The sequence below is a fragment of the Bacillus sp. S2(2024) genome (genome assembly GCF_050474045.1).
In the GTDB taxonomy this organism is placed as follows: Bacteria; Bacillota; Bacilli; order Bacillales; family Bacillaceae_G; genus Bacillus_A; species Bacillus_A yunxiaonensis.
Genome location: NZ_JBFLUS010000003.1, coordinates 2,427,289 through 2,452,052 on the forward strand (window position 1 = coordinate 2,427,289; position 24,764 = coordinate 2,452,052).

Sequence of the window (24,764 nt, forward strand, 5' to 3'; positions counted from 1 at the left end):
TATTATCCCTCTTTTTGTAAATAATCCACTCTTTAACACATAAAGTGAAACTTTAATCAGTGGGGGTTTTCTTCATCCCAATCGGGCTTTTACAGACAGTTTAGCTCCCACTTATCTTCCTCGCTTCTCTCTCAATCCTGAGGTGGGGGTCTTACTGCCCGCGAATAGCGGGATAAAAAAAGATAAGGTAGAAACCTTATCTCATAGTATATTTACTATTTTTTGAGGATACGCCCGCACTTTTGAGATTGTGAGAATCAATATAAGAACAACTTTTTTATAATGATTCAAGTATTTACAGATTCCCTTCTCAACCGCATCCTTTTATTTAGAACCTGGAAGAGAATAGTCTTAATTCCCAATCACTTACTTGTCTAATATATTTATCCCATTCTGATCTTTTTATTTTAATAAATTCCTCCCAGATTGACCTTCCAATAGTTTCGGCCAAGATTGTGTCTTCTGCTAAATAGTCTACTGCTTGATTTAAGTTTCTCGGACCCCAAGAAATTCCTCTTTCTTTTAATTCAATATCATCTAATTTACTTATATCTACATCCATCGGTTCACCTGGATCCATTCTGTTTTGAATCCCATGAAGACCCGAAGCTACTAAACAAGCCGCAAGCAAATATGGATTGCACGTTCCATCAGCACCCCGAAATTCAAATCTTCTTGCTCTTGCTTTGTCAGGAATTCTTACTAGTACTGAGCGATTTCTGGCTCCGTAACAGATGTGGGCTGGTGCCCAAGATCCGGACTGCATCCGTTTATACGAATTAATGCTAGGGGCGCCGATTGCAATTAGAGATGCTCCATGTTTTAAAAGTCCACCTATAAAATGATAGGCTTTTTCAGACATATCTAACCCTCTTGAATCTGTGGTATCTTGGAAGATGTTCTCACCAATTTTATCAAATATACTAATATGAACATGCAGTCCATTTCCCGGTAAGTGTTGGAACGGTTTAGGCATTAATGTGCCTATCATCCCCTTATCCCTAGCAATCTGTTTAAATAAATGCATAAATGTTACTTGATCATCCGCCGCTTTCAAAGCAGGAGCGTATTTCAAATTTATCTCTAATTGCCCAGGACCATACTCGCTGGAAACTTGTTCTGTTTGAACACCCATCTTTTCCAAGGAATAAACAAAATCTTGAACAAAATCTTCTTGAATGTCTATACCATCTGTAGAAAAACAATGGCTTTTATCTGCTGGCTCTAGTTTTCCATCTACTTCTTTCAGTAAATAGGCTTCCTGTTCAAATGCCATGTACATGTTTCCGCCTAAGAGTGTTTCTGCTTCCGAAAGCAGACGTTTCAATGCGCTTCTCGGACATCCCTCCCATGGTTCTCCGTTTTCATCAACTAAATCACAAAGCATTCTTGCTGTATTTTTCCGATAAGGAAGGATAGCGAAAGTACTTGGATCAGGTACCGCAAAGAAATCTCCATCGTTTGCTCCATACGTAGGGTTGGGAATATATTCATCAAAACAATCGAAACTCATAATTGCTGTACTAAAGTTAATTCCTTTTTCCATTGCGCTGTTAAGCTGAGAAGCACGGATTGTTCTTCCTCTCGTCATGCCAGCATAGTCTAAAAATTCCACTCGAATAAATTCAATATTTTCTTGTTCGACGATTTTTAAAACATTTTCTTTTGTTAACATGTTGATTGCCCCCCTTTTAGTAATCTTCTTAGTACACTATAAGTAAAGATCTTAACGCCCACCGAAATAATCTGATCATCAAATTGAAACTCAGGATGATGTAAATCATAACAGGGCTGATCTGTTTGTCTAATACCTAATCGGAAATAGGTACTCGGAACCTTTACAGCAAATGCACCAAAGTCATCTGCACCCATTGAGGGATCTTTCAATACATAAACTGAATTCGCACCTAATAATTCCTTTATTCCTTCTTCGATGCTATGAGTTAATACTTCGTCATTTATCACCGGCGGATGGCTATATGTATATGTAACATTGGCTTTGGCTCCATATGAATTCACTATACCTTTAACCAGTTGAATAATTTGTGATTTTATCTTCTGTCTCGTTTCCATAGTTATGGTTCTTGTTGTTCCTTCTAGGACTACCTGATCCGCAACTACATTACTTGCCGTCCCGCCTTGAATTTTCCCGACATGAATCACTACAGGCTCGATAGGATTATGGCTTTTCGTAACAAGAAGAGAAAGAGCCTGAAGAACATTAGCGCTAATGGCAATAGCGTCAATACCTTGGTGCGGACGTGCGCTATGCCCTCCTTTTCCCACTATTTCAATCACGAAATTATCACAGGAAGCTGTAATAGCACCGTCCTTGATACCGACCGTTCCAAATGGTAAATGGGGCCATAAATGAAGAGCAATCATTTCATCGATCGCAGGATTTTCCAATACTCCTTTTTGTATCATTTCTTCTGCTGCGCCATCTGCTTCTTCACCAGGTTGAAAAATACAACGTACTCGTCCACTAAATCTATGTTTGAATTGAAATAACTGATAGACTGTTCCTAATAAAATAGCGGTGTGACCATCATGCCCGCAAGCATGCATGACTCCATAATTTTGAGAAGAAAAGGAAAGGCCCGTTTTTTCTTCAATCGGCAACGCATCAATATCTGCTCGTACCCCAATGTGCAATCCCTCTCCCATTTCTCCGATAATATCAACGACAATCCCTGTTTCTCCAACTTTTTTGTACGGAATCTTCCATTCTTGCAAGCATGAAATGATATACTCGCACGTAGCGTATTCCTGAAAGGAAAGTTCCGGATACTGGTGGATATGTCTTCGAATACAAGTCAATTGTTCCGTTATTTCCTCACTCAATTCTATGTCTTGTTTTTCAATGGTTTTCAATGTGTTCAGAACCCCCTTTTTTAATTTCTATCTTCCCTGCTTTCACTTTTTGAAGCACAAACATATATACGGCCCCTATAAGAAGCCAAACAGATCCGATTTCAATCGCAAGCCGATCCATTCCATACACTACATAACCAATGATAATTAACCCAAAAAGAGGAAATACAAGGTGTTGAATAAATTTTTTTGATTTTTGGCGAATGATATAATGATTAATTACTGAAATATGCAATATAAGAAAACCGATCAACGCTCCAAAATTAACAATATTCGTTAACATCCCAATGCTATTTTCAAACGCCATTCCTACAGAAAAAGAAACAATAGCGACTAGAAAAGTACTAATATATGGTGTTTGAAATTTCGGATGAACTTTTGCGAATACAGAAGGTAGTTTACGGTCACGCCCCATGGAATAAAGAAGTCGGGAGATGGCTGCCTGAGATGCAAGTGCGCTGGCAATTCCCCAAGAAAACACTGTCGCAATGAGTGTCAAATTTTTCAGCCAGCTCCCCCCAGCCAATTCAGCTGCTTGATAGAAAGCTGTATCTAAATTTTCAATTTTTAATCCGCGGATAAGATCACTTGCGACCCATGTTTGAGATATAAACAATACGCCTGCAATCAACAAAGTAAGTACTGTAGCTCTACCTACAATTTTGTTACCCCCTTTTACTTCTTCGGAAAGTGTGGAAATAGCATCGAAACCTAAAAAGGATAGCACTGCTATTGAAACTGCCCCCATAACCATGTGTAGATTAAACTTGCTGGAATCATATATAGGCTTGATTGTTAGACTAGTACCGCCTACTCCTTTATATAAAGCAACCAGCCCGAATATTAGAAAAATAGTTAAAACCATAAATTGTAAAACCAAAATAATTTTATTTGCTTTTGCGGTAAATTCTACCCCGCGAATATTAATGAAGGTATTAAAGGAAATAAAGAGAACCAACCAAAACCAAACCGGCACTTCTGGAACCATTCCCGCTAATGAAACTGCGCTGACAACATAAGTTAAAGCAGGTACAAGAATGTAATCTAGCAAGATTCCCCAACCAGCAAGAAAACCAACATACTCATTAATCCCTCTTTGTGCATAGGTGTAAACGGAACCTGCCATCGGAAAAGCTTGGGACATTTTAGCATAGCTCAGGGCCGTAAAAACCATTCCAATCATACCAATGATATAAGTTAAGGCCACCATCCCCTTCGAAGTGTCAGAGATATAGCCAAACACACCAAATGGAGCAATAGGAACCAAAAAAATCAGCCCATAAAATACAAGATCCCAAAACGTTAATGTCCTTTTCAATTCCTGTTTATAACCGAATTGTTCGATTGACATCTCTAGCTCCTCCTTCTATCAAATATTCAATTGCAGATTCTTTTTATAAACCCTTTCAAAATTTCTAAACAAAACCATTTCGCCAATCCATTGGGCTGTCTCTACATTCATATAATCAGAATCAACCCAATTATTTAAAACGTTCTCAAAACATTCCTTAAATAAATGCACTCCAAACCAATTCATTTCAGGCACAGTAAAAGCATCTGACCCATACATGACCTTATCGAAAGGAGCAAATTCAAACACTTGAGAAAGGATTCGTTCAACTCCATGACCTGCGAAAGGATTTTGCAGCGAAATATCCATATAAACATTTGGGAGAATACTTACAATAAAAGCCGCTTCCTCTACCCAGGGATATCCCCCATGAACAAGGTGAACCTTCGTATCGATGTATTTTTTATCCCTAAGCATGTTTATTAAAAAACTCGGACTCGCTTTCGGCAAAACAACTTCTCCATCTCCAATACCAGTATGGATATGCATAACCTTATCTGCAGTTGTACATTCTTCCATCGCAATATGAAGGCAATAGTCACGAAAAGCTTTCACTTCTGCTCGGTCGTTCATTTGAAATTCTCCGTATTGATCCCGAGCCATCTGTTCATTCATCTCTGAAATTTCCAGTCCACTTCTATACGCAATAATCGATTTTAAACCAATAACATCAGATTTCTGTAAAGCTTGTCTTAAATCTAGACGGTACCTTTCACTAAATTCCTCAAAACGATCACATTCTTTGCATAAATGAACCATAACAGGTTCAATTCTATGAATTTCCCATATTTTTGACCCACACAGATCTGCAAACTCATCTTTATTTAACATTGGCATTGGATATCCAAAATCAGTTACAACTCCAGTAATCTTAGCGTCCTGAAACAAATTCCTTGTATATCTCCTAAAATCACCAGCATATTTATTTCTGTTATTTACTACTTCCACCAGGTTAGGCTCACATGAAAAATATTTTGCAAGTCGTTGAATCAAAATCTGAACCCACATATTAATTCCCGGAAAAGGTTGATTCTTATTTTGCATATAGTTGTTTGTCGCACGGGTAGGTATAACAGATAAAGATAGTTTCCTAACGAACTCCTCTACTGTGTAAGGTTCTTGATTAGCGACAAAAGGATGCGCATGTACATCAATAGCATGAATATGTTGTAAAGATACTTTATTCATAAATAACCTCCTCTAATTTTTTAATTATTCTCTATGCAACATTCATGCCAAATAAAAGATACTAATTATATCAATATTTATCAGAATTTTTAAAATAAAAATATGAAAAATATTCTCCAAATGAAAAATATTCATAGAAAAATATTTTTCTATGACCACCAACAAAAAATTTATAAGAATCAGATTATCACTTTTTGGTATAATTATAAATATTCGGATTATTTATAATTTCTCTATTCTATTGAATATTTATAAAGGTGGTGAACGCAATGACTGATTTTTCCTTTCTTCCCTTACATAAGGTTTGGAATTCCAGTTTTGATTGTATGATTCTCACTGGTGAACAAGGGGAAATCCATTCTTTAAACCGATCTGCCGCACGTTTATTTTCATCAAGTCCAAGTAACATAATCGGAACTTCTATCCATGAAATATTCCCTTCTGAGGAATTGAAAAAAAGTTTTCAATTCAAAAAAGATAAAACAGGCATCACACTTTCTCTTGGTACCCGGCAGTTAATTGTAAATACTTCAGTTATCCAAATCGATTCTGAAACTGTCTACTACCTTCTTAATCTCAAAGACAATACCCAGATTCAGCAATTGCAATATCAACTTCAACAAATGAATGAAACAAGGCATTTATACGAAGTAATATTAGATCAACTTGAAGAAGGAATCACGGCAATTGATCAACAAGGAAAAATTATATTTTACAATCGAAAAATGGGAGAAATTGATACGGTTGAACCTGCATCGGTACGAAATAAAAGAATATTAGATATATGGCCAATGGAGGAAAATTCCAGTACTCTTCTTACGGCTTTGAACACAGGGAAGACACTCAGCCATCGAGAAAATCATTTTACTACCAATGGAAAATCGGTCACAACTCTTTCAAAAACCGTTCCTTTATTTCTAGGGAATAAAAAAGTGGGAGCTTTAGAAATTGCAACTGATATTACAAAGCAAAAACAATTAACTGAAACCATTTTTCAATTACAACAACAAACAAAAGGAAGTTCTGCTCCTTCCGATTCTATGTTAGCTCGAAAAAACAATACAAGATTCCAATTTGATAACATTATATTTTCTAGCAAACAATTGAGACAGACGGTTGAACAAGCAAGAAGAGCTGCACGGTCTAATTCAAACGTCTTGATCTTCGGTGAAACTGGTACGGGAAAAGAATTATTTGCTCAAAGCATTCATAATGAAAGCCCCCGGAAAAACAAGCCCTTTATAGCCCAAAATTGCGCAGCATTACCTGAGTCATTGCTTGAAGGATTGTTATTTGGAACAAGTGTAGGGAGCTTTACCGGAGCAACAGATAGAGCAGGACTATTTGAAGAAGCTCACGGAGGAACTTTATTGCTTGATGAAATTAATTCTATGGGAACGAACCTTCAAGCAAAGTTACTTCGTGTTTTACAAGAAAGAAAACTTCAACGCTTAGGTTCATCTAAGGTTTTAGATATCGATGTACGAGTTATTACTACAATTAATGAAGATCCTCTTGAGGCTATAGCCAATGGGAAGCTGCGAGAAGATCTTTATTATCGGTTAGCGGTAGTAAATATTGTAATTCCTCCCTTACGAAATAGAAAAGAAGATATACCTACTTTAATAGAGTATTTCATCAACAAACATTCTACTTCCTTAGGCGTTAACGTCACAGAGGTCGATGAAGATGTTTATCAATTTTTCATGAACTATCAATGGCCAGGTAATGTTAGACAATTGGAGCATTCGCTGGAGGGAGCTTTAAACTTGATTTACGATGAAAACGCCATTTCATTTGAACATCTTTCTCCTACTTTTAAAAACAAAATGATTCAACAAGTCAATCAACCATCCGTTCAAGAGCATTCAATTCTTTTCAAAAGCCTGCCCGAACAAATTGAGCATCTTGAACGGATCATGATTGAACAGGCAATACATGAATCTCAAGGAAATATTACCAAAGCAAGTGAACAATTAGGAATTCCAAGACAAAATTTAAATTACAAAATCAAAAAATACAAAATTACCTATCTCAAAGGATCATTTCGATAAAGTGAAACTTCCATCAATAAGGTTTTCTTGATCCCCCACTGATGGTCAGTTAAACCAATCACGGTCTTACTCCCCATTAGTGAGGGATAAAATTTAACAAACAAAAACAGCCATCATCATTTTTTAATGAAGACGGCTGTTTTTGTGAAAGGAGTATTCTGTTTTCTATGAAAACCTTTTTCAATTATTACTTTGATTTCACATTTATTTTTTCTTCCATCGCTCCAATGTCAATTAACAAGCTCCATACACCCCAGTATCGTTATGTAACTCCGTAAGTTTTTCCTTAGAATATGCTCATCACTGCTTGGTGGTATCGCTCTTGAATTTGTTTAAAAACGTCTCACCTAATTCAGTCATTCTGCCTCCAATAATAATGAATTCTGGATTCAACATATGTGCAATATAGACCAACCTAGTAATGATATACTGCAAAATTGATCATATACCTCTTTCGATTCTCCGTTTTTGATATACTCTATAATTCTCTCACTATTCATTGCAGTAAAAAATAATTATCTAAATATGTAAAAAAAAACAAAAAGGAAACTGGCATCCTTAAAAATTCATAATATAAATAGTAATATATTTATGTTAATATTGTAAATATTCTTTATAAAAGGGGTATGAAAATGAATGTTACATTAGTAAAACCTACACTTACATTACAAAACGAATACTTAGATTTCTATCAAGAATGGAAAGATAGCGGCGAGGATATGGTACCATGGGTCATTAGTAAAGACCCTTCAGACTTTCATGGAATGATTCAGTTTCTACTAGATTCAGAGAAAGGTGAAAATATCCCCGAGGGCTGGGTACCCGATTCCACTTATTGGTTGGTTACAGAAAATAAAAAAATTGTTGGTGCTGTGAATATCCGCCACCAATTAACAGAAAAATTATTGAATTGTGGCGGACATATTGGTTATGGTATTCGCCCTTCTGAAAGACAAAAAGGATACGCTACTACTCTGTTAGCTTTAGCATTAGAAAAAACGAAAGGATTAGGCATTCAAAAAGCTCTTGTTGTCTGTGATGAGAGTAATGTCGGTTCTGAAAAAACCATTATTAAAAATGGCGGCATACCTGATTCAAACTATATCGAAGAAGATGGGAATGTTATAAAAAGATATTGGATTGAACTATAACATATGAAGTAACGATATATTCATATGAAAATCTTTAAACAGGAGGAACTCCCATGCCTACATTAGCGTCTGAATTAGAGAGTATTGTTTGTAGTGTACCTACTAAGTTTGACTCTCTTTCTCATGTGGATGATAAACCTAATCCATCTAAATGGTCTAAAAAGGAAATATTAGGCCACCTATGTGATTCTGCGAGTGTGAACCATAAACGTTTTGTTGATATTCTCATTTCTAAAGAACCTATTACACTATACAAAACATCAATAAATTACATAACCAAAAAAGGTGCTTACATAAGAAGCACCTTTTTTGGTTATTCATTACAATCCGCTATTTTTCTTTATTCCAATCCCTTCGACTCACACCTTTTAAAGGAATGAAGTACTACATTTATCCCGCTATTCGCGGGCAATAAGCCCCTCCCCACCTCAAGATTGTGAGGAATCCGAAGAAGATAGGTGTCGGATAACTGCTGGCATGCGCCCGATTGGTGAGAACTTTCCATTAGTTAGTGAAGGATGCCCCCCACTGAGGGAAGTTTCACTTTATCTTACAGCACGTATCTCTGCGATCAATTTTTGACCTTCTATATACATCACAAGCTTAACTGGGGTATCATTTTGATTTTCAAATACTAAATCTAAATAAGGATACGCAATCGTTGCATCTCTGCCTTTAGGTACATAGCCTACTTGTTTGGAATGTGTTGATCTCTCTACCATTGTTAATCCTGCTTGATCTGCAGCATTAAACAGCGTAGAAGAAGTTTGACATACACCACCGCCATATCCATCTACTAATTTACCATCTACAATCTCTTTTCCTAATTGGTACCCTTTATCAGGTGTTGTATCACCTACTAAAGCATTAAAGGAAAATCTATCTCCCTTTCCTAATACAACTCCATTGACAGTGCTTGCAGACAAACGAATATTTTCTATTCTACCTCCCGTAGAACCTCCTAAATTCGTTTCATATCTCCCTAAAACTGCTCCGTTGCCACTTCCATCTTCTGGTGTTGCTACAGGCTTTTTCTCTACAATCGGCAGCTGATAAGAAGAATCCCACAACCCTACATTCGTCAATTGATCGATTAATTCTTTTTCCATTAATTCATAAGAGGGTTTTCCCTCTATCCATTTACCATCACTTGTCATACGAGAAGGAACCATCTTTGTATCAATACTCTTTCCAATTTCGCTAACAACCTTAGTAACTTCCTTTTTAAATTTCTTCTCATCTTCAAAATAGCCTAAACTTGCTAAATCGATTTTTTTTACTTCTTTTCCACTTCTTCCATCTACTAAACTTATACTTTTATTTACTTCTTCTTTAGCTTGTGCAACATTCCCACTTGCACCACTCACTAATGTAACCTCGCTAGCCTTCGGACTACACCCACTAACTACACTTATACATAGTGCTCCTAACATCAAACCTCGAACCTTATGTAACAATCTACTCTCTCCTTTTATTCTCTATCTTTTTCTATTTCCAATTCAAACAAGTCTATGTATGATCACATTATTTCACAATATTACTTTTATTACATTATCATTACATTTCTGTCATACTTTAAATTACTCTTTTCTTTCTTAAATGTCTACATATATTTACTAAAAAAATCTTTAACTTTGTTAAAAATTTTATCCACCTTTTCTATCCATTATATACCAATGAACGCATTGGAGACAATTTTTATCCATCAATATTTTACTATATTAATAGTACGTATATTTCTAATGAATAACGACTCATTTTAAGGAAAAACGTTATAATAGCCATACGGAGGGAAAAGGTACCCTGTCATAATGGGTTTCCGCCATGTCGACCATCCTCTCCCGTATATACAGTATGATGGGTTCAACTAATTTATCCCGCTATTCGCAGACAGTAAGCCCTCCACCTTATTTCCAGGTAGTGGCGGCCGTGTAAATGCGCTAGAGAAGTAAACCAACTTCAACAAGTTATAGAACGTCAATCACGCCGCTTACATAGACTAATTCAACGTCTACGCGTTGTTGAAAACAAATTAAACCTTCCATTTACAGCATACGAAAATGAATTTTAACATGTAAAACAAAAAACTAAGAAAGAAAGGACCTCCCCTCTCCTTCTTAAATTGACGAATGTTTTCTCCATCTCTATACTGAAAAGAGTTAACGAAACGAAACAAGGTGATAATCATGGATTTTGAAATCAATTTTCTCTCCTTTTACGTCGTACAAGTAGACGGACAAGGTGAACAGGCAGATAAACGCTATAAGCATTTTCAAACGTTAGATACAGAAGAATACGAAGACAGTCCGCTAAAAGACTTTCTAGACGGTGAATTATTAAAAATCTCAAAACGAAAAGTAGACCGTCATCCCAAAAGCGAACAAGTACCAACAAAAATCGGCCGCTTTATCGTTGAAGTTGGACATGAACTAGATTCAAATCCGAACTACAACCTATTTAACCGCATCCGCTTTGCAGAAACGAAAGAAACATTCAAGGATGTAAACGAACCGCTCGTTTATACATATATTGATACAAGCGCTGTACGGGGCGGTGTATTTCTCGTTGCTCAAGCAAAGCTTCGCAAATACTTCGACGATCCGTTCGTCTTTGTGATGAAATGTGACTTCGAGCCAAAAGTCGCTTCTATCTCTGATGAAGCAACACTAATCCGAAACGTCGAAATGGCAATCACAACGAAAAACATGAAGTCGATTCAATACCCATACATGCCAGAAGAAGGCATCGTGGAAGATGGCGAACTAAAAATCCACCAAGCATCACACGCCCGCTACTTCGAAGACTTCTTAAAATTCGTCGAATACGAGCGTTCCATGCCAGAAATTATGAAAACACAAGTTATGGATATGGTATACGACCAAATTGAAGACGTCTTTGAAGAAGGTACAGAAGAACGGGAACAATTCGACCAAGCAATGGAAGTATGGGCAGCGAGTCCAAAGCGTGAAATTATGGAGCATTTCACAACAGAAGAAGTAATGGAAGCAACCGCACAAATTGTAGAGCATACCCCTGAGATAGAATTAAAGCTAAAAGCAGACCATATTTCTGTGAAAGCATTACTTGCAGATTTTGGAGACCAGATTCATATTGCGAAAGTTAATGATAAATATGTACTGATGATTGAGGCGGATTCGCTTACGTTTGAAAAAGGGTTCTCCCCTGTTGAGTTTTTGAAACCTGATGAGTTGGAGAAAGTTGTAGAGCGGATTGCGAGGAAGTTGTGATTTGAGTACGTTTGTGACCAAAAAGAATTAAATAATACGACCCTATTGTTTGTACTATAAGGTTTCCATTCAATTAATCATTGATATTCAGATACTCATACTATTTTGCAATAATATAAAAATAATAAAAGACTATGGATAAATTTATTATTCGTAGTCTTTTTTATTTACAAGGGAAATACATACGTACGTCTTCCAATTACCATAGCATAAGCAAACTTTTGTATTATATAGCATCTCAATTTCAAACTTTAACTTTTCGTTTACCTCTTATCCTACTTTGATTTGGAGTATTACACACATACTACAGGCTCTACTTAGTATAGTTCTCATCATCCTATCCTTAGCCCAATATTTAGCTACGATTGATAAACTAACTACACGCAACGAGAAATTTTTTCTGGCAGCAGAAAATTTAAAGGCAAACAAGGAATGATTCGTATAGATTTTGGCTATCCCTTCAATATTCTTTTATTCCTAGGATTAAATACCAATTGAGCGCCACCTTGACAGAGTGGAGGTCGCTGGTTCGAATCCAGTCGGGATCATTAATACAGAATAATAAACCCCCTTGATAATAAGCGATAGTGTTTCATAATGCGTAATACCTTTTTATGATTGATACAAATCCTCATTTTTCTAAGGGTGGCTGTAATTCTTCGATATCCATAACAGAGCTTATGACGTAGACAAACTCTCTTAATTATCTCCTCAATTTTATTTTTAGAGCCCTGTACCATTCTTATCTAACGGTAAAATATCAAGCGCGGTAATTCTAACACTTTACACAATTCTTTTGCTTTCATTTTATGTTTCACTTCATTCCATAGCTGAACGACTAGAATGGGTTTCAACGCCTTTAGATTTCCAGATACTTTCCCTATACAAGTAATTTGGGTTTCAATTATTTATTATTCAACTGTAGTTGTACTATTTCACTTAATTCTTGAAATCCCTTCCCATAAGAATATTGTTTTCCTACTGGCTGTTGAAAACGGTACGTCTGGTTTTTACACTACCAGTTCATCCAAGTTTTAATTTGTGCTTTATTTTTAATTCCTAATTGATCCATAATTTCTTTGTTTGTGTACCCTTGTTTTTTCAGCTCGATTGTTTTCCATTTAATTTCTTCTGAATAAGATTTTCTCGTTCCCACAAAAGAAACACCTCCGTATATTCGCATTTAAATTAAATACGAATATACGGAAGTGTTTTTTCCTTGTCTTATTTCATTGGGTCACTTCAGTGTTTTTTCATGTCCCACTAATAAGGTTCACTTTAATCTAATTGATAGCTATTTTATATTTTTTGACTCTAGAATCAATTTTTTCTACATCTCTCAGCGTATTCTAGAACTAATCTGAGAAAATTCATTCACCTATGGAAACTGGAAGTATAATATCAACTGTTGTTCCCTTATTCATTTCACTTTTTATATTTATACTTCCTCGATGATCTTTGATAATCTTATAACTAACCATTAAACCCAAACCGGTCCCATTTTCCTTTGTTGTATAAAAGGGTTCACCCAACTTAGATATTAAGTTATTTGGGATGCCAGGCCCATTATCAATAAAACGAATACGTACGCTATCTTTTTTTAATTGTATAACCTTAATATAGACTTTACCATTATTCGGAACAGCTTCTATTGCATTTTTAAAAATATTTATAAAAACTTGCTTTATTTGATTTCTTTCACATTTGACCAAAATAATGTTCGGTTCAAACTCTTTCATGACCTCTATATTTTTAACATTGGCGATTGTCTCAAGCAAAGTTATTACATCTAATAATAAAGATGTGATATTTTCATTCTGATAGGTAGTAACTTGAGGCTTGGAAAGTACTAAAAATTCACTAACAATGAAATTGATACGCTCGATTTCTGATAACATAATGTTATAATAATGTTTCTCTTTATCTTCTGAATCCTTATATTGAAGTAATTGGAGAAAGCCTTTTATAGATGTTAAGGGGTTTCGAATTTCATGTGCTACAGCTGCAGCTAATTCACCTACAATCGAAAGCTTTTCAGATTTCCTTATAAGTTCCTCTTTATCTTTTAATTCTGTAATATCTCTAATAATTACAAAAATGCCTACCATTTTATCCTCTATTAAGATAGGTACACTCTTCATACTTACTAGTATACAATGTCCGCTTTTGATCATACACCTACACTCTATCATTGAAGACTTACCTTTTCCTATTTCTAAAAAGTGCTCTTGAACTTTATACAAATCTTCTTTGTTTATAAGATCTTTAAAAGACATTTTTGTTAGCTCTTCTTCACCATATCCCGTTATTTTCTCGGTTACATCATTAACAGATATAAAATTTCCATTTAAATCCAAACGTATTATTGCATCCATATTATTTTTAATAAGGCTATTTAACTGCTGCTCCCGATCCTCAATATCTTTAATATTTCTTTGAATTAATTTATATAATAAAAATCCCGTTGCAATAACAAAAAGACATCCTTTTCCAATACTTATCCAAACAACACCATACGTATTAAACTTTATTAATGTCCAATCAGTTATACAAATCCAGAAAATACTAAATAACATATACATACTAGATATTTTAAACGAGAGTTTCCTACTACGGCTAACATTATTCTGCATTTACAGCTCCCTTTCCCAATTGACCAATACTTACTATAAATATCTCAAAATCCCGATTTTTTTGATAAGTTAGTTTTGAGCCATTTTTATACGATTTGATTACACAAAAAAGGAGTCACCTGATTTCCAATCCTATTAATCTCATCTTATGATAGTAACTAAACTTACTTCATATGAGAGGACGAAAAGGATGATCGAGATTGCTCAATTTCATAATATCAAATTCTTAAAAGGGGTTGAATGCTTATTGAAAATGCAAATCATAGTAAAATTATTAATATCTTTAAAAAATGTAAATTTTAACTAATGGCATGTACCTAAAAATACCAATTGATGTTATCAGTAATTTTTATTTGCCGTAAACGGGATCTTACCACATCGCTATCAAGCTAAGAAAATACAACTCCCCCAGAACGAGATTTTGTCCTAACTTGTAATAAAAAAGCTCATTTTTTCGTTTTGGGGTGGATTTGTTTTCTTAAGTTGATGGGCATGTATGGTGACCCCTATAGGCATAACCATAAAGCCGTCTTTTACCAAGGAAACCCACTTAAAAAATGGGATTAGAAAAGTAGCCCCATCTTTAGATGAGGGCACTCCCTATTTTTGTCTAAACTGAAACCAACAAGAAGATAGGGAGAGGGTATGGTGTTAGTGGAAAGACAGAGCGAATTATCTATGTACAGTTCCCTGTACGATGTTGTATGAAGCATTCTATCAGTTTTGACTTTTTAAATGAACTGTTGGCAGAGAGCTACTGTAAACATTTTGGAACACCCGCAAAAGAACCGGAACCTTTCTTTTGGCCCTTATTTCTCCAAACACTCTACAATCTATCAGACGAACGGATTATTGAAAAAGCTCAGGTGAATCTTGCTTACAACTGGTTTCTGAGTCTAAACCCTGAAGATACACTTCCAGATCCAAGTCTATTATCAATAGTTTCGTCGACATCCGGTTGGGATTCAACAGGTGGAAGCCGTTCTATATGATTATAAAAGAAGCATTCGACTGCTGTTCGCGAAAAAAGTCCTTTACCTGGACCTTAGCCCGAGAAAAATATAGTCTTCGGACGATTGTATTAATTTACCTTCTCTCATTATACTTGCATTAAGAAGTTAAATAATAATTAATACTTAACTAGAAAAAATCAAGGGAGAGAAGGCAATTGAAAAAAGTATGGCGTTTCATCGTGTATATGTGCGTCTTCGTTCTGTTTGTGGGAGGAACCGGAGCAATCGGTTTCATGAGCACGATGCAGGAGGTTATGTCGGTTTACGATAAGCCGGTTCCTGCTTCTTTACAAAGCATCCGAGCTCCTGCCTATGATTCGAAAAAGCCGACAGTGGCCGTTATTTTGGCAAATGAAGTGACCGAGGTGTTCGATTTTCTCGTACCATACGAAATGTTCTCCATGACGAACTCGTACAATGTGTTTGCGGCAGCTCCCAATAAAAATATCAAATCGTTGACGGGCGGCCTTGATGTCTTACCGCATTACACTTTCGACGAGTTGGACAAATTGACGGGCAAAGGTCCGGATATAATCGTGATCCCTTTCATGCCGATTTTGGATAAGGCGAAATACAAGCCTGTCCGCGATTGGATAAGGAAACACTCCGGCAAGGAAACGACCTTGTTGTCCATCTGCAATGGCGCGGAAAATTTGGCGGATACCGACCTGCTGAACGGGAAATCTGCGGCAACGCATTGGGGAGATATCGACAGATTGGAAAAGAAATATACCGAGATTACCTGGAAAAGGGGGCAGCGTTACGTGCCTGACGGCAACATAGTCTCCTCGGCCGGCCTGACTTCGGGCATCGATGCCACGCTGTACGTCATATCCCGGCAAATGGGAGAGCCGGCAGCGGAGAAAGTCGCAAAGGAAATGAATTATCCTTCCTATGATTTTGTTCAACATCCGCAAATGGAGCCTTTCACGGCTGGATTGAGTGATATCGTCTATGTTTTGAACAATGCATTTCAATGGAGCAAGAAAAAGAACGGGGTCCTGCTGTATGACGGAGCCGACGAGCTGATGTTATCCTCGGCTTTTGACACGTACGGGGCTTCTGGCACGACGACAACATTGACGATATCTAGCAAACGCGAGGCGGTCGTTACCCGGCACGGTCTGAATCTGATCGCCCGATATCAAATAGCGGATGCTCCGAAACTCGACAAAATGATTTTTGTGGGGCCGGACGTTAAGACGCGCGCTGCGGGCGATATCCGAAACTGGAAAGAGAACGGCGGAAAGGCTGAGCAGCTTTACCTGAACAGCGATGCGCCGGAGCGTTTCGCGATGGAGCCTGCGTTTGAAGATTTGGCGAAGCAGGAAGATATCTGGACGGCGAAATTCGCCGCCAAGCGGCTCGAGTACCGTGCCACAAGCCAGCTTAAGCTTGAAGGAGCGCCATTTTCGTACGAAGCGTTCGGCATACCGATCAGTGTCGGCTTGTTGTCTCTGTTCGTCGTTTATTTGGCAGACAGACGTTTCATAAGGAGAAAGACTGTTTCCGTGTGAAAAAGGAAAACGAAAGAAGCATCGCAGACGGCCACTTCTAATTGGTGGAGAACAACGGGAATGGAGTGATAAAACAGTATATCTATGCTTTAATCCAGGTATCGTCCCCTGCTAATTTGATGGCGATGTGGCGGTACTCTATGCCCATCAAATTAAGAAAAGTAAACACCCCAAAAACGAAAAAAGAGCTGACTCTCCAAATAACTAACTGTAGAAAAAGGAAATTTTCATTTTAGGGATACTTCAAAATATTAGCTTGATAGCAATGAGATCACGTCACATACCCATCAACTTAAGATTTTAAAGTACCCCGAAATGAAGAGAAAGTTGTTACTCTATGTTTCTAACTAACATTTTTGCACCAGAACCAAATCAATTATATTACCTTTGGAATTTATCGTACGATAGAAATACAACCATTGCGATTTTACCTTGATATATGTTTCATCAACTCACCAAGAATCATTAACTTTCTTTAATTGACGACGTATCCGCTTGTCCAATTCAGAACTATACTGATGTATCCATCGTATAATGATCCTATGAGGGATAGATTGTCCCTGCTCTTCCATCATTTCTACGAAATTACAAAAGCTTAAATTGTACGGAAATCACTATCACTTTTACTCGGCTATTGCTGATCGAATAGCATTACTAAATTTCTCCATCTTAGAATTATCATTCTTAAGTTCGGTACGCAAAGCAGTGGTGAGCTCCAATTGTGCACCTTTTAAAGTTTTACCCTTATTTACGATATTCTCCGGGTTGGTCCCCGCGAGATTGTCAGGTGTAGTTCCAATACTGAAACCTGCGCTGGATAATTTATTCGAAATCTTCGTCTTTAATTCTTCATCAAGTCCGCCCATGTAAACTAGTTTTTCTGTTCCTTCCGCACCATGAATAGAAACAACTTTGTTCTTTTGTGCTACCATTTTCAAAGCTATTGGGTCGTCATAATGGGTAGAAGTTAGATGCAAATCATTTCGCCCATCGTAATTAGAGTCTACATATTTTTTAGCATTAAATATGTAGTAACTGTAATCACCTAGAGCAACTTTTTTTGCTATTTGGTCAGTTCCAGATTCGATCGCTCCACCGTGAATTGCTAGAATGATTGCATCAGAACTTGGTATATCTTGGGTTTCGATGGTATAATCTATACCTTTTTGGTAATGCGTCGACAATTCTTCAAAGTTATCGTATACATCTGATGCGGCTGAAGCTATAGACACTGAGAATGCTGAAGCAGTGAACAAAGATGTCAGAGCTATCATGAATTTTTTCATTTCAATTCCCCTTTTTATTTGAACTCTCACTTGTATGATCCTGAATTCGGAAAATGAATACGTGGTCATCTCAAGTAAACAAATGACTCCTGGAGAGTCAATGGAACGTATATCAAGGTAAAATCGCAATGGATGTATCCCTGTGGTGCGGTAGATTTCGAAGAACAAACCATTGATTTTTATCTGTTGTGCAATTGCTTGTTTTTTAATCATAAATTCACTTATTTTTTATATGAGGATTAATACATACAAAAGTAATTATAACTTATTTTCACATAATTTACCATATTTATCCATATATTATTGTAACATAACTTCAATCATATGATATTAGGTATCGCCATACATGCCTATCAACTTAAGAAAAGTAAACACCTCAAAAACGAAAAAAGAGAACGTAGATTACCTCCACATTCCCTTTTCAATTTGCTATATGTTCATTAACAGTTGCTTAATAATTTCAAAAGTTACACCAGACCCGGAAAAACACCCTTATAAGGATTTTTTTCTTAGGCTAGCAAAAACCCGTTTAAAATACTCTTCTAATGCCACTTCACCCAACTTAGGCTTAAAATTCAAATCCTGTCTTGATGTAGTAAGGTCATAGTGTCTATTTATTCCACCATAATATAATTCTACTTGACTTCTAAGTAGTGATGGCTGAGTATTCTTTTCCTTTGCTTCAAATTCAAATTTATCAGCTAAATTTAACAACTGTTCTTTAGTATATTTTTGTGGTATCTCAAGATTAGGAATAAATTTTTTTGCAATTTTAATGATATCATCTGAAGTTACAGGCTCTTCATTCGCCAAGATATATCTTGTACCCCTTACACCTTTTTCCGCTGCAGCAATCATACCTTTCACAACATCAGTTACATCTATTGGCGTCATTTCACTTATATAGTTAACTTTCATCTTTCCTAAAAGAATACTATCGAAGCCCAGTATGGTTGGAGTTTTCTTTAAAAACTCTCCACCAATCATTGCACCAGGAAGAACGCTAACCATATCCAAATCATATTTTTCTGCCAGCTCCCAAGCTGTTCTTTCAGCTCGTGCTTTTGAATCAAAGTATGCATTTCCATGACTGTTTTCAAGCCATGTAGTTTCATCAATTTTACCCTTTAAGTTTGTCTTGTCCAATGACAATGCTGCTACGGAGCTTACATATACTATTTTTCTTACATTTGCTTCTTTAGCAGCCTCCATTATATTTTGAGTTGCCTCAACATTAGGAATAATTATCTCTTTTTCAGGATCTTGTGCCCAATGTTTAAATACAGCAGCTACTTGATATAAGGTATTCACTCCATCAAGTGCTTTATGAAGTGAGTCTTTATCCCTCAAATCGGCGTAGACGATCTCACAATCAAGGCCTATAAATGGTTCTTTGTCATTTAAATCTCGTACACTTGCTCTAACAGTTTCTCCTCTTTTTATTAATTCCCTTACCAAGTTGTTACCCAAATGACCATTTGCACCTGTTACCAAGGAAATTTTCTTCATAAATAAATCCTCCTAAATCAGTGATTACACCAGTTATCATAATGCGATAATAGCCTGTTGTAATTGACATATGTAAATTGCAATAAAAAAACACCAAATACTTTTATTTGATGTTTCCTAAAAACATTTATTCTATTTTCATACTTCTCTTAATTCTACTAAGTGAGCTTGCTCTAATTCCAATATAAGAAGCAATATATGATTGATTTATTCTACTTTCTAAAGAAGAATACTCTCTTTTAAACTCCATGTACCTTTCCAGTGCATCTTTCATAAGTAACGCCTGTTCTCGATTTAGCATACCAACAAGAATCTTCTGTATATAATTAGCGAATATAACCTTCATTTGATTAGTTTTCTTCATACCTTGGTCTATGGCATTATACGGAATAACTACACAAATGCTGTCTTGCAGGCTTTCTACACTAAATCTAGCTTCTTCAACTCTTAATAAACCCTCTGCACAGGCAAATTCCGTTTCAGCTGCAAAACATTTTGTCACATCATTCCCTGCAGCATCTATATAATAGCCTCTCATAATTCCTTTATGAATATAATACAGTGAAGAAACTCTTTGCCCCTGCCTTAAAACAATTGTACCCTTTGGTACCATCTTTATATCAGCTGTTGAATTAAATAAGTATTTTAAATCTTCTTCCAACTCCAGCTTCAAACCAGCTTCAATATAATCACTCGGCTTATTAAGCATAATTCATCACCTCTATAAATATATAAGGCATATCCTTTATCCATAATTTACTATTATAGCATTTAACCATGTCAAGCAACATAATAGATTTACTTAAAATTCAATACAATCAACGATTAGCACTTATTTTATTGGTGAGAAAGTTGAGTAAATAAATTCTAAAAGGCGTACCACCAACATTTTAACGAAAGTATACGCTAAAGGTATGCAGGATTTCATGCAGATTGCGCGGCTATTGTGACAGTAATGTATGATACCTTGCATACAGAGAAGGGAACAGAAAGGTGGCAAAATCTTGGTATGAATGGCTTTCTGAGATTTGGTTACTGATGATAATGATAGGTTATGTAAACTTATAATGTATACGGTATGCAAAAGAAAAAGACCTTTCAACGTACGAAAAGTCCTTTTCTATCGCTTATTTACCTGTTTCAGCAAATTCTTTAATACGTGCCCCAATTTCATCACGAACACGTTGTAATTCAGACCACTCTTTCCCTGCCGGGTCATCAAAGCCCCAATGAACACGGTTTACATGCGAAGGTGTTGTTGGGCAAACATCATTTGCATGACCGCAAAGAGTTACCACCAAGTCTGCATTATTTAAAATGTCACGATTGATGACATCAGAAGTTTGGTTTGTAATATCAATATCAACTTCCTCCATGGATTTAATCGCATTAGGATTTACACCATGTGCTTCGATACCTGCAGAATATACATTCCACTTGTCACCTAAATGCTTCTTCGCCCACCCTTCTGCCATTTGACTACGGCAAGAGTTTCCTGTGCATAAAAAGTAGATTGTTTGCTTTTCCATCTGTCATGTCTCCTTTAGTACGTAATGTATTATTGTTCCTCATGCATAAACTTATAAACGAAAGTCGCTGCAATCGCACCTAATATGGTAGCAACAATATAAATCCAAAGATGTTCCATGTGACCTGATATGATTGCCGGTCCAATGGAACGTGCAGGATTCATGGATACACCGCTTATCGGTCCACCAAACATGGCTTCCAGTCCAACCGTAGAGCCAATTGCAAGTCCGGCGAATGACTGAATCGCTTTTCCATGAACAGCCGATCCTAAAATGATCATCATTAGAAAGAAGGTAAGAATAAATTCCAAACCAAACGATTGAATCTCTGTTCCTCTTGGTAATGTTGCGCCTAACTTGGCGACATTTCCAAATAACAAGAGCATCGTCATACTTGCCAGTATCGCACCCAACAGTTGAACAATAATATACGATATAGCATCCCGCTTGCTTGTATCCCCAAGTAAGAAAAATCCAATCGTGACAGCTGGGTTAAAATGCGCACCCGAGATATGTCCAAATGTGTAAATAAGTGCAGTCACGACAAGTCCGAAGGTTAACGCAATTCCAACATGTGTTAAACTCTGTGTGATTTGATTGATCACAATGGCTCCGGTTCCAGCAAAAACTAAAAAGTATGTTCCTAAAAATTCTGCGGTTAGTTTCTTCTTCATGCATGAGCTCCCCCGTATTCACACTATCTATTCATTACAACATGTATTTGAAGCGCAATTCTGCATGACCTGTATCTTATCATGCTGATCTGGTACATGTTCTAAAATATCTTCAATCAGTGCATACAAATCACTTTGTGAGTTTAGGGAATAATAAATCCATTGGCCTTTCCGTCTTTCTTTCACTAATCCCGCATCCTTTAATTTACGAAGATGCTGACTAATAGAAGGCTGACTCATGTCAAATACTTCAAGAAATTCACATACACAACACTCTCGTTGTTTTAAAATCGCAACGATGGTTAAACGTGTTTTATCTCCAAGCAATTTCAACACTTGTGCCGTTCGCTCCATATCTACAAATGTTTTTTGCATATAAGCACCTCCTTGTGTAATTACATAATTATTTACTTATATATTCAACGAAAGGTCTTATATCTACTACTGATTACAGATCAACTTCATCTTCAGATCAGATAAACGTTATTACGCCAATATAGATACGTCTTCTTTCTCATTTATAAGTATATAATCAAATACTTATATAACAAGAGAAAAGAACAGACCTTAACATATTCTTTACAATTTCGCTCTTCATTAACTAACTTCCGAGAACGAATTTTACGTCAACTAGCTTCTTTTGTAGAGGCTAGTTTTTTTGCTTAGCGTGGGTTTTTTACGAAATGCTGACGGTACCCCTGTCAGCATTTCGTGAATTAGATCGAGAAATGATTAAGGAAAAACAAATTGCTGGAATCAAACTTGCAAAACAAAAAAGAGTGTATCGAGGTAGAGTAAAAAAATATACAGAACAACATGCTGGTATGAACCATGCGATTGAATTACGCCAACAAACAAAGAAAACAATTAAAGAAATTTGTGCCATCACAGGTGTAAGTCAAGCTGCTTTATATCGGAAATTAAGAGAATTGAAAAAAGATGAAAAGACGACTCTTTAATATAGAAAAGAATCGTCTTTTTATATAAAAATATTCCTTAACATACAATTTTCTTTTTTCGGTCGTGTGACCCCTAATTAAACCTTATTTGGCTTAATTAGAAGAAAAATGTAAATAAAAATTTAGTTTTTTATTTACATTGATAATATTTCGACTCTTTATACTGTTTTTGTCTATCTCTATAATTTAAAATTTTAGTCAGTAATAATTAACACATGTACTATGATACGGTTATTGAATTATGATTTAGTTTCTGATCGAATGAAACGCCACACTAAAAATGCTGCTGTTAAATAAGCGATAGTCATAGTTATGAATGTATTACTTGCACTACTATACCAGCCTCTTGATAAGTGAATGATAACTCCCATAACTGCTACACCAACTAAGGCACCAATTTGTCGATTTGCATTTAATGTAGCTCCAGCCATATTTGCATGAGATGGTCCTGCTGCTTGCATAACCGTTGCAGTCATTGCTGGAACGGTTACACCTACTCCTAAATTGATTATTGAGAAAATTACTGCTAATAACCAATATGGCATAGATGGCGAAATAAAGATCACCAATAACAATGAGCCAATTCCTGCTGTAAATAAAGCCACGAGCATAGGTAGTCTTGAACCTAAACGGGTAGCTACTTTAGCAAATAAAAGGTTACCTACCACGAAAACCGCCATCATAGGTAATAACTGTAATCCTGCTATAAAAGGACTTGAACCACGAGCTTCTTGTAAGAATAGACTCAGCATAAAGACGCCACCAAAAAGAGAGAAGTTAAGCAAAAAACCTACCATATTTGCCGCAGAGAAAGGGGGATTCTTAAATAACTGACTTGGAATTATTTGGTTTTTTGTCTTACGTTCTCTTACAACAAAAAGAATTGCAGTTAAAAGTGCTATAATGACTGAACTAACAATTGGAAGAGAGAACCAACCCATTGAAGGACCTTCAATTAGGGTAAAACACAAACCAGCTAATGTAATAATGCCTAAAACATGACTAATAAGGTTTAGTTCACTCTGTACGCGAGGTGACTGAGAAATAATCTTGTAAGTAAAAAATAGGGCAATAATACCAATCGGAAGATTAATAATAAAGATACTCTGCCATCCAGCCAAATTTACTAGAACCCCACCAACAAAAGGACCTATGCCGGCAGATGTAGAGACTATGGCTGCCCAGATACCAAACATTTTGACTCTTTGTTTCTCATCTGTATAAGAAAGTGCAAGTAGACTAAGAGAACTTGGCATAAATAATGCTGCTCCAGCACCTTGAAGAAGGCGAGCTGCTATAAGAATATTTGCGGTCTGTGCTGTAGCACATAATAGTGATGCAAATACAAAGAAACCTAAACCAAGTATATAAATATTTTTTGCACCATAGCGATTGGCTAGTGAACCTCCCGCAAGTAAAAAAGAAGCAAATGTTAGAATGTAGCCATCTACAACCCACGTAATTCCAGTAAGGTTAATTTCAAGAGAGCTTTGAATATCTGCAATTGCGACATTTACTACCGTTGTATCAAGGGTTGCCATTACGAATCCCATTGCCAGGATAACAAGTTTCCAAATGCTAGTGGATGGTTGCACTTCAACCTTAGATGCTTCCATGTTTATATTGTCAGCACGTTGTAATTTCATTTCTAATCAAACCCTCCATTCAGTTACGTTCTTTCAGTTATAAAAATTTTATTACACAAGGTCAATTAAAGTGTAAGGGGAATAGAATGGATTATGTATGTACATAACCCATTCTATTAAGAGATTTACACG

The 24,764-nt window shown here is 36.3% G+C and carries 18 protein-coding genes and 6 pseudogenes; 9 read left to right on the forward strand and 15 right to left on the reverse strand.

Going from position 1 to position 24,764, the window contains the following annotated elements:
• Positions 1-328: 328 nt before the first annotated feature.
• The 4 genes from AB1284_RS12165 to AB1284_RS12180 are packed head-to-tail and all read right to left on the reverse strand — an operon-like array spanning position 329 to position 5,413.
• A complete protein-coding gene (locus AB1284_RS12165) occupies positions 329-1,675 on the reverse strand; it encodes a glutamine synthetase family protein (RefSeq protein WP_429749085.1) in 1,347 nt (448 codons plus the stop codon).
• The gene (locus tag AB1284_RS12170) at positions 1,669-2,874 is read right to left on the reverse strand and encodes a M20 metallopeptidase family protein (RefSeq protein ID WP_429749083.1); all 1,206 of its coding nucleotides are present in this window, start codon (positions 2,872-2,874) and stop codon (positions 1,669-1,671) included. Before AB1284_RS12170 ends, AB1284_RS12165 begins: the two co-directional genes overlap by 7 nt.
• Complete coding sequence (locus AB1284_RS12175) at positions 2,861-4,225, reverse strand: APC family permease (RefSeq protein ID WP_429749081.1); 1,365 nt, start codon at positions 4,223-4,225, stop codon at positions 2,861-2,863. Before AB1284_RS12175 ends, AB1284_RS12170 begins: the two co-directional genes overlap by 14 nt.
• A gap of 18 nt (positions 4,226-4,243) precedes the next feature.
• Positions 4,244-5,413 carry an amidohydrolase family protein gene (locus AB1284_RS12180; RefSeq protein WP_429749079.1) on the reverse strand — a complete coding sequence of 390 codons (1,170 nt, stop codon included), beginning with the start codon at positions 5,411-5,413 and terminating at the stop codon, positions 4,244-4,246.
• A 269-nt stretch (positions 5,414-5,682) separates the two neighbouring features.
• Here AB1284_RS12180 and AB1284_RS12185 point away from each other — a divergent pair, with 269 nt between their 5' ends.
• The 3 genes from AB1284_RS12185 (at position 5,683) to AB1284_RS12195 (ending at position 8,998) form a co-directional block, all read left to right on the forward strand.
• Positions 5,683-7,467: a sigma 54-interacting transcriptional regulator gene (locus AB1284_RS12185; RefSeq protein ID WP_429749077.1), complete on the forward strand. Its 1,785-nt coding sequence runs from the start codon at positions 5,683-5,685 to the stop codon at positions 7,465-7,467.
• 632 nt (positions 7,468-8,099) lie between these two features.
• Positions 8,100-8,618: a GNAT family N-acetyltransferase gene (locus AB1284_RS12190; RefSeq protein ID WP_429749075.1), complete on the forward strand. Its 519-nt coding sequence runs from the start codon at positions 8,100-8,102 to the stop codon at positions 8,616-8,618.
• 53 nt (positions 8,619-8,671) lie between these two features.
• Entirely contained in the window at positions 8,672-8,998 is a 327-nt protein-coding gene (locus AB1284_RS12195) for a hypothetical protein (protein ID WP_429749074.1), read from the forward strand.
• 165 nt (positions 8,999-9,163) lie between these two features.
• Here AB1284_RS12195 and AB1284_RS12200 read toward each other — a convergent pair whose 3' ends face one another.
• Positions 9,164-10,075, reverse strand: coding sequence for a VanW family protein (locus tag AB1284_RS12200; protein WP_429749072.1), 912 nt, complete (start codon positions 10,073-10,075; stop codon positions 9,164-9,166).
• A gap of 476 nt (positions 10,076-10,551) precedes the next feature.
• Between AB1284_RS12200 and AB1284_RS12205 the strand changes: the two are divergent.
• Together AB1284_RS12205 and AB1284_RS12210 are read left to right on the forward strand one after the other, a co-directional pair.
• Positions 10,552-10,689 (forward strand): annotated as a pseudogene (locus AB1284_RS12205) (hypothetical protein); the annotation flags it as partial.
• Between the two features lie 115 nt (positions 10,690-10,804).
• A complete protein-coding gene (locus AB1284_RS12210) occupies positions 10,805-11,866 on the forward strand; it encodes a DUF3900 domain-containing protein (RefSeq protein ID WP_429749070.1) in 1,062 nt (353 codons plus the stop codon).
• A 569-nt stretch (positions 11,867-12,435) separates the two neighbouring features.
• Here AB1284_RS12210 and AB1284_RS12215 read toward each other — a convergent pair.
• Positions 12,436-13,049 (reverse strand): annotated as a pseudogene (locus tag AB1284_RS12215) (IS3 family transposase); the annotation flags it as partial.
• Positions 13,050-13,236: 187 nt separating this feature from the next.
• On the reverse strand, positions 13,237-14,499 hold the full coding sequence (locus tag AB1284_RS12220) for an ATP-binding protein (RefSeq protein ID WP_429749068.1): 1,263 nt from the start codon (positions 14,497-14,499) through the stop codon (positions 13,237-13,239).
• Positions 14,500-15,215: 716 nt separating this feature from the next.
• On the opposite strand from AB1284_RS12220, the pseudogene AB1284_RS12225 reads away from it, so the two are divergent.
• Both AB1284_RS12225 and AB1284_RS12230 read left to right on the forward strand, forming a co-directional pair.
• Positions 15,216-15,437, forward strand: a pseudogene (locus AB1284_RS12225) (transposase); the annotation flags it as partial.
• A 230-nt stretch (positions 15,438-15,667) separates the two neighbouring features.
• Positions 15,668-17,029, forward strand: coding sequence for a DJ-1/PfpI family protein (locus AB1284_RS12230; protein ID WP_429749067.1), 1,362 nt, complete (start codon positions 15,668-15,670; stop codon positions 17,027-17,029).
• A gap of 362 nt (positions 17,030-17,391) precedes the next feature.
• On the opposite strand, the pseudogene AB1284_RS12235 reads toward AB1284_RS12230, so the two are convergent.
• Both AB1284_RS12235 and AB1284_RS12240 read right to left on the reverse strand, forming a co-directional pair.
• A pseudogene (locus AB1284_RS12235) lies at positions 17,392-17,634 on the reverse strand (DDE-type integrase/transposase/recombinase); the annotation flags it as partial.
• A gap of 18 nt (positions 17,635-17,652) precedes the next feature.
• Positions 17,653-18,384 carry a poly-gamma-glutamate hydrolase family protein gene (locus AB1284_RS12240; protein WP_429761873.1) on the reverse strand — a complete coding sequence of 244 codons (732 nt, stop codon included), beginning with the start codon at positions 18,382-18,384 and terminating at the stop codon, positions 17,653-17,655.
• 9 nt (positions 18,385-18,393) lie between these two features.
• Between AB1284_RS12240 and AB1284_RS12245 the strand changes: the two are divergent.
• A pseudogene (locus tag AB1284_RS12245) lies at positions 18,394-18,501 on the forward strand (DDE-type integrase/transposase/recombinase); the annotation flags it as partial.
• A 306-nt stretch (positions 18,502-18,807) separates the two neighbouring features.
• Here AB1284_RS12245 and AB1284_RS12250 read toward each other — a convergent pair.
• The 5 genes from AB1284_RS12250 to AB1284_RS12270 all read right to left on the reverse strand — a co-directional run bounded on the left by AB1284_RS12250 (position 18,808) and on the right by AB1284_RS12270 (position 22,402).
• Positions 18,808-19,824: an NAD-dependent epimerase/dehydratase family protein gene (locus AB1284_RS12250; protein ID WP_429749065.1), complete on the reverse strand. Its 1,017-nt coding sequence runs from the start codon at positions 19,822-19,824 to the stop codon at positions 18,808-18,810.
• A 127-nt stretch (positions 19,825-19,951) separates the two neighbouring features.
• Entirely contained in the window at positions 19,952-20,533 is a 582-nt protein-coding gene (locus AB1284_RS12255; RefSeq protein WP_336480460.1) for a Crp/Fnr family transcriptional regulator, read from the reverse strand.
• Positions 20,534-20,951: 418 nt separating this feature from the next.
• Complete coding sequence (gene arsC, locus AB1284_RS12260) at positions 20,952-21,353, reverse strand: arsenate reductase (thioredoxin) (protein WP_429749063.1); 402 nt, start codon at positions 21,351-21,353, stop codon at positions 20,952-20,954.
• A gap of 29 nt (positions 21,354-21,382) precedes the next feature.
• Positions 21,383-22,027, reverse strand: a complete 645-nt coding sequence (locus AB1284_RS12265) for an MIP/aquaporin family protein (RefSeq protein WP_429749061.1) — start codon at positions 22,025-22,027, stop codon at positions 21,383-21,385.
• A gap of 27 nt (positions 22,028-22,054) precedes the next feature.
• Positions 22,055-22,402 carry an ArsR/SmtB family transcription factor gene (locus AB1284_RS12270; protein WP_429749059.1) on the reverse strand — a complete coding sequence of 116 codons (348 nt, stop codon included), beginning with the start codon at positions 22,400-22,402 and terminating at the stop codon, positions 22,055-22,057.
• Positions 22,403-22,713: 311 nt separating this feature from the next.
• Here AB1284_RS12270 and AB1284_RS12275 point away from each other — a divergent pair.
• Positions 22,714-22,986: pseudogene (locus AB1284_RS12275) on the forward strand (helix-turn-helix domain-containing protein); the annotation flags it as partial.
• A gap of 239 nt (positions 22,987-23,225) precedes the next feature.
• On the opposite strand, the gene AB1284_RS12280 reads toward AB1284_RS12275, so the two are convergent.
• Positions 23,226-24,608, reverse strand: a complete 1,383-nt coding sequence (locus AB1284_RS12280; protein ID WP_429754278.1) for an MFS transporter — start codon at positions 24,606-24,608, stop codon at positions 23,226-23,228.
• Positions 24,609-24,764: the final 156 nt, after the last annotated feature.

Coding starts and splice junctions, on each gene's coding strand:
- AB1284_RS12165 (WP_429749085.1), bottom strand. CDS start 1,675: ATGTTAACAAAAGAAAATGTTTTAAAAATCGTCGAACAAGAAAATATT.
- AB1284_RS12175 (WP_429749081.1), bottom strand. CDS start 4,225: ATGTCAATCGAACAATTCGGTTATAAACAGGAATTGAAAAGGACATTA.
- AB1284_RS12180 (WP_429749079.1), bottom strand. CDS start 5,413: ATGAATAAAGTATCTTTACAACATATTCATGCTATTGATGTACATGCG.
- AB1284_RS12185 (WP_429749077.1), top strand. CDS start 5,683: ATGACTGATTTTTCCTTTCTTCCCTTACATAAGGTTTGGAATTCCAGT.
- AB1284_RS12190 (WP_429749075.1), top strand. CDS start 8,100: ATGAATGTTACATTAGTAAAACCTACACTTACATTACAAAACGAATAC.
- AB1284_RS12195 (WP_429749074.1), top strand. CDS start 8,672: ATGCCTACATTAGCGTCTGAATTAGAGAGTATTGTTTGTAGTGTACCT.
- AB1284_RS12210 (WP_429749070.1), top strand. CDS start 10,805: ATGGATTTTGAAATCAATTTTCTCTCCTTTTACGTCGTACAAGTAGAC.
- AB1284_RS12220 (WP_429749068.1), bottom strand. CDS start 14,499: ATGCAGAATAATGTTAGCCGTAGTAGGAAACTCTCGTTTAAAATATCT.
- AB1284_RS12240 (WP_429761873.1), bottom strand. CDS start 18,384: ATGACCACGTATTCATTTTCCGAATTCAGGATCATACAAGTGAGAGTT.
- AB1284_RS12250 (WP_429749065.1), bottom strand. CDS start 19,824: ATGAAGAAAATTTCCTTGGTAACAGGTGCAAATGGTCATTTGGGTAAC.
- AB1284_RS12255 (WP_336480460.1), bottom strand. CDS start 20,533: ATGCTTAATAAGCCGAGTGATTATATTGAAGCTGGTTTGAAGCTGGAG.
- arsC (WP_429749063.1), bottom strand. CDS start 21,353: ATGGAAAAGCAAACAATCTACTTTTTATGCACAGGAAACTCTTGCCGT.
- AB1284_RS12265 (WP_429749061.1), bottom strand. CDS start 22,027: ATGAAGAAGAAACTAACCGCAGAATTTTTAGGAACATACTTTTTAGTT.
- AB1284_RS12270 (WP_429749059.1), bottom strand. CDS start 22,402: ATGCAAAAAACATTTGTAGATATGGAGCGAACGGCACAAGTGTTGAAA.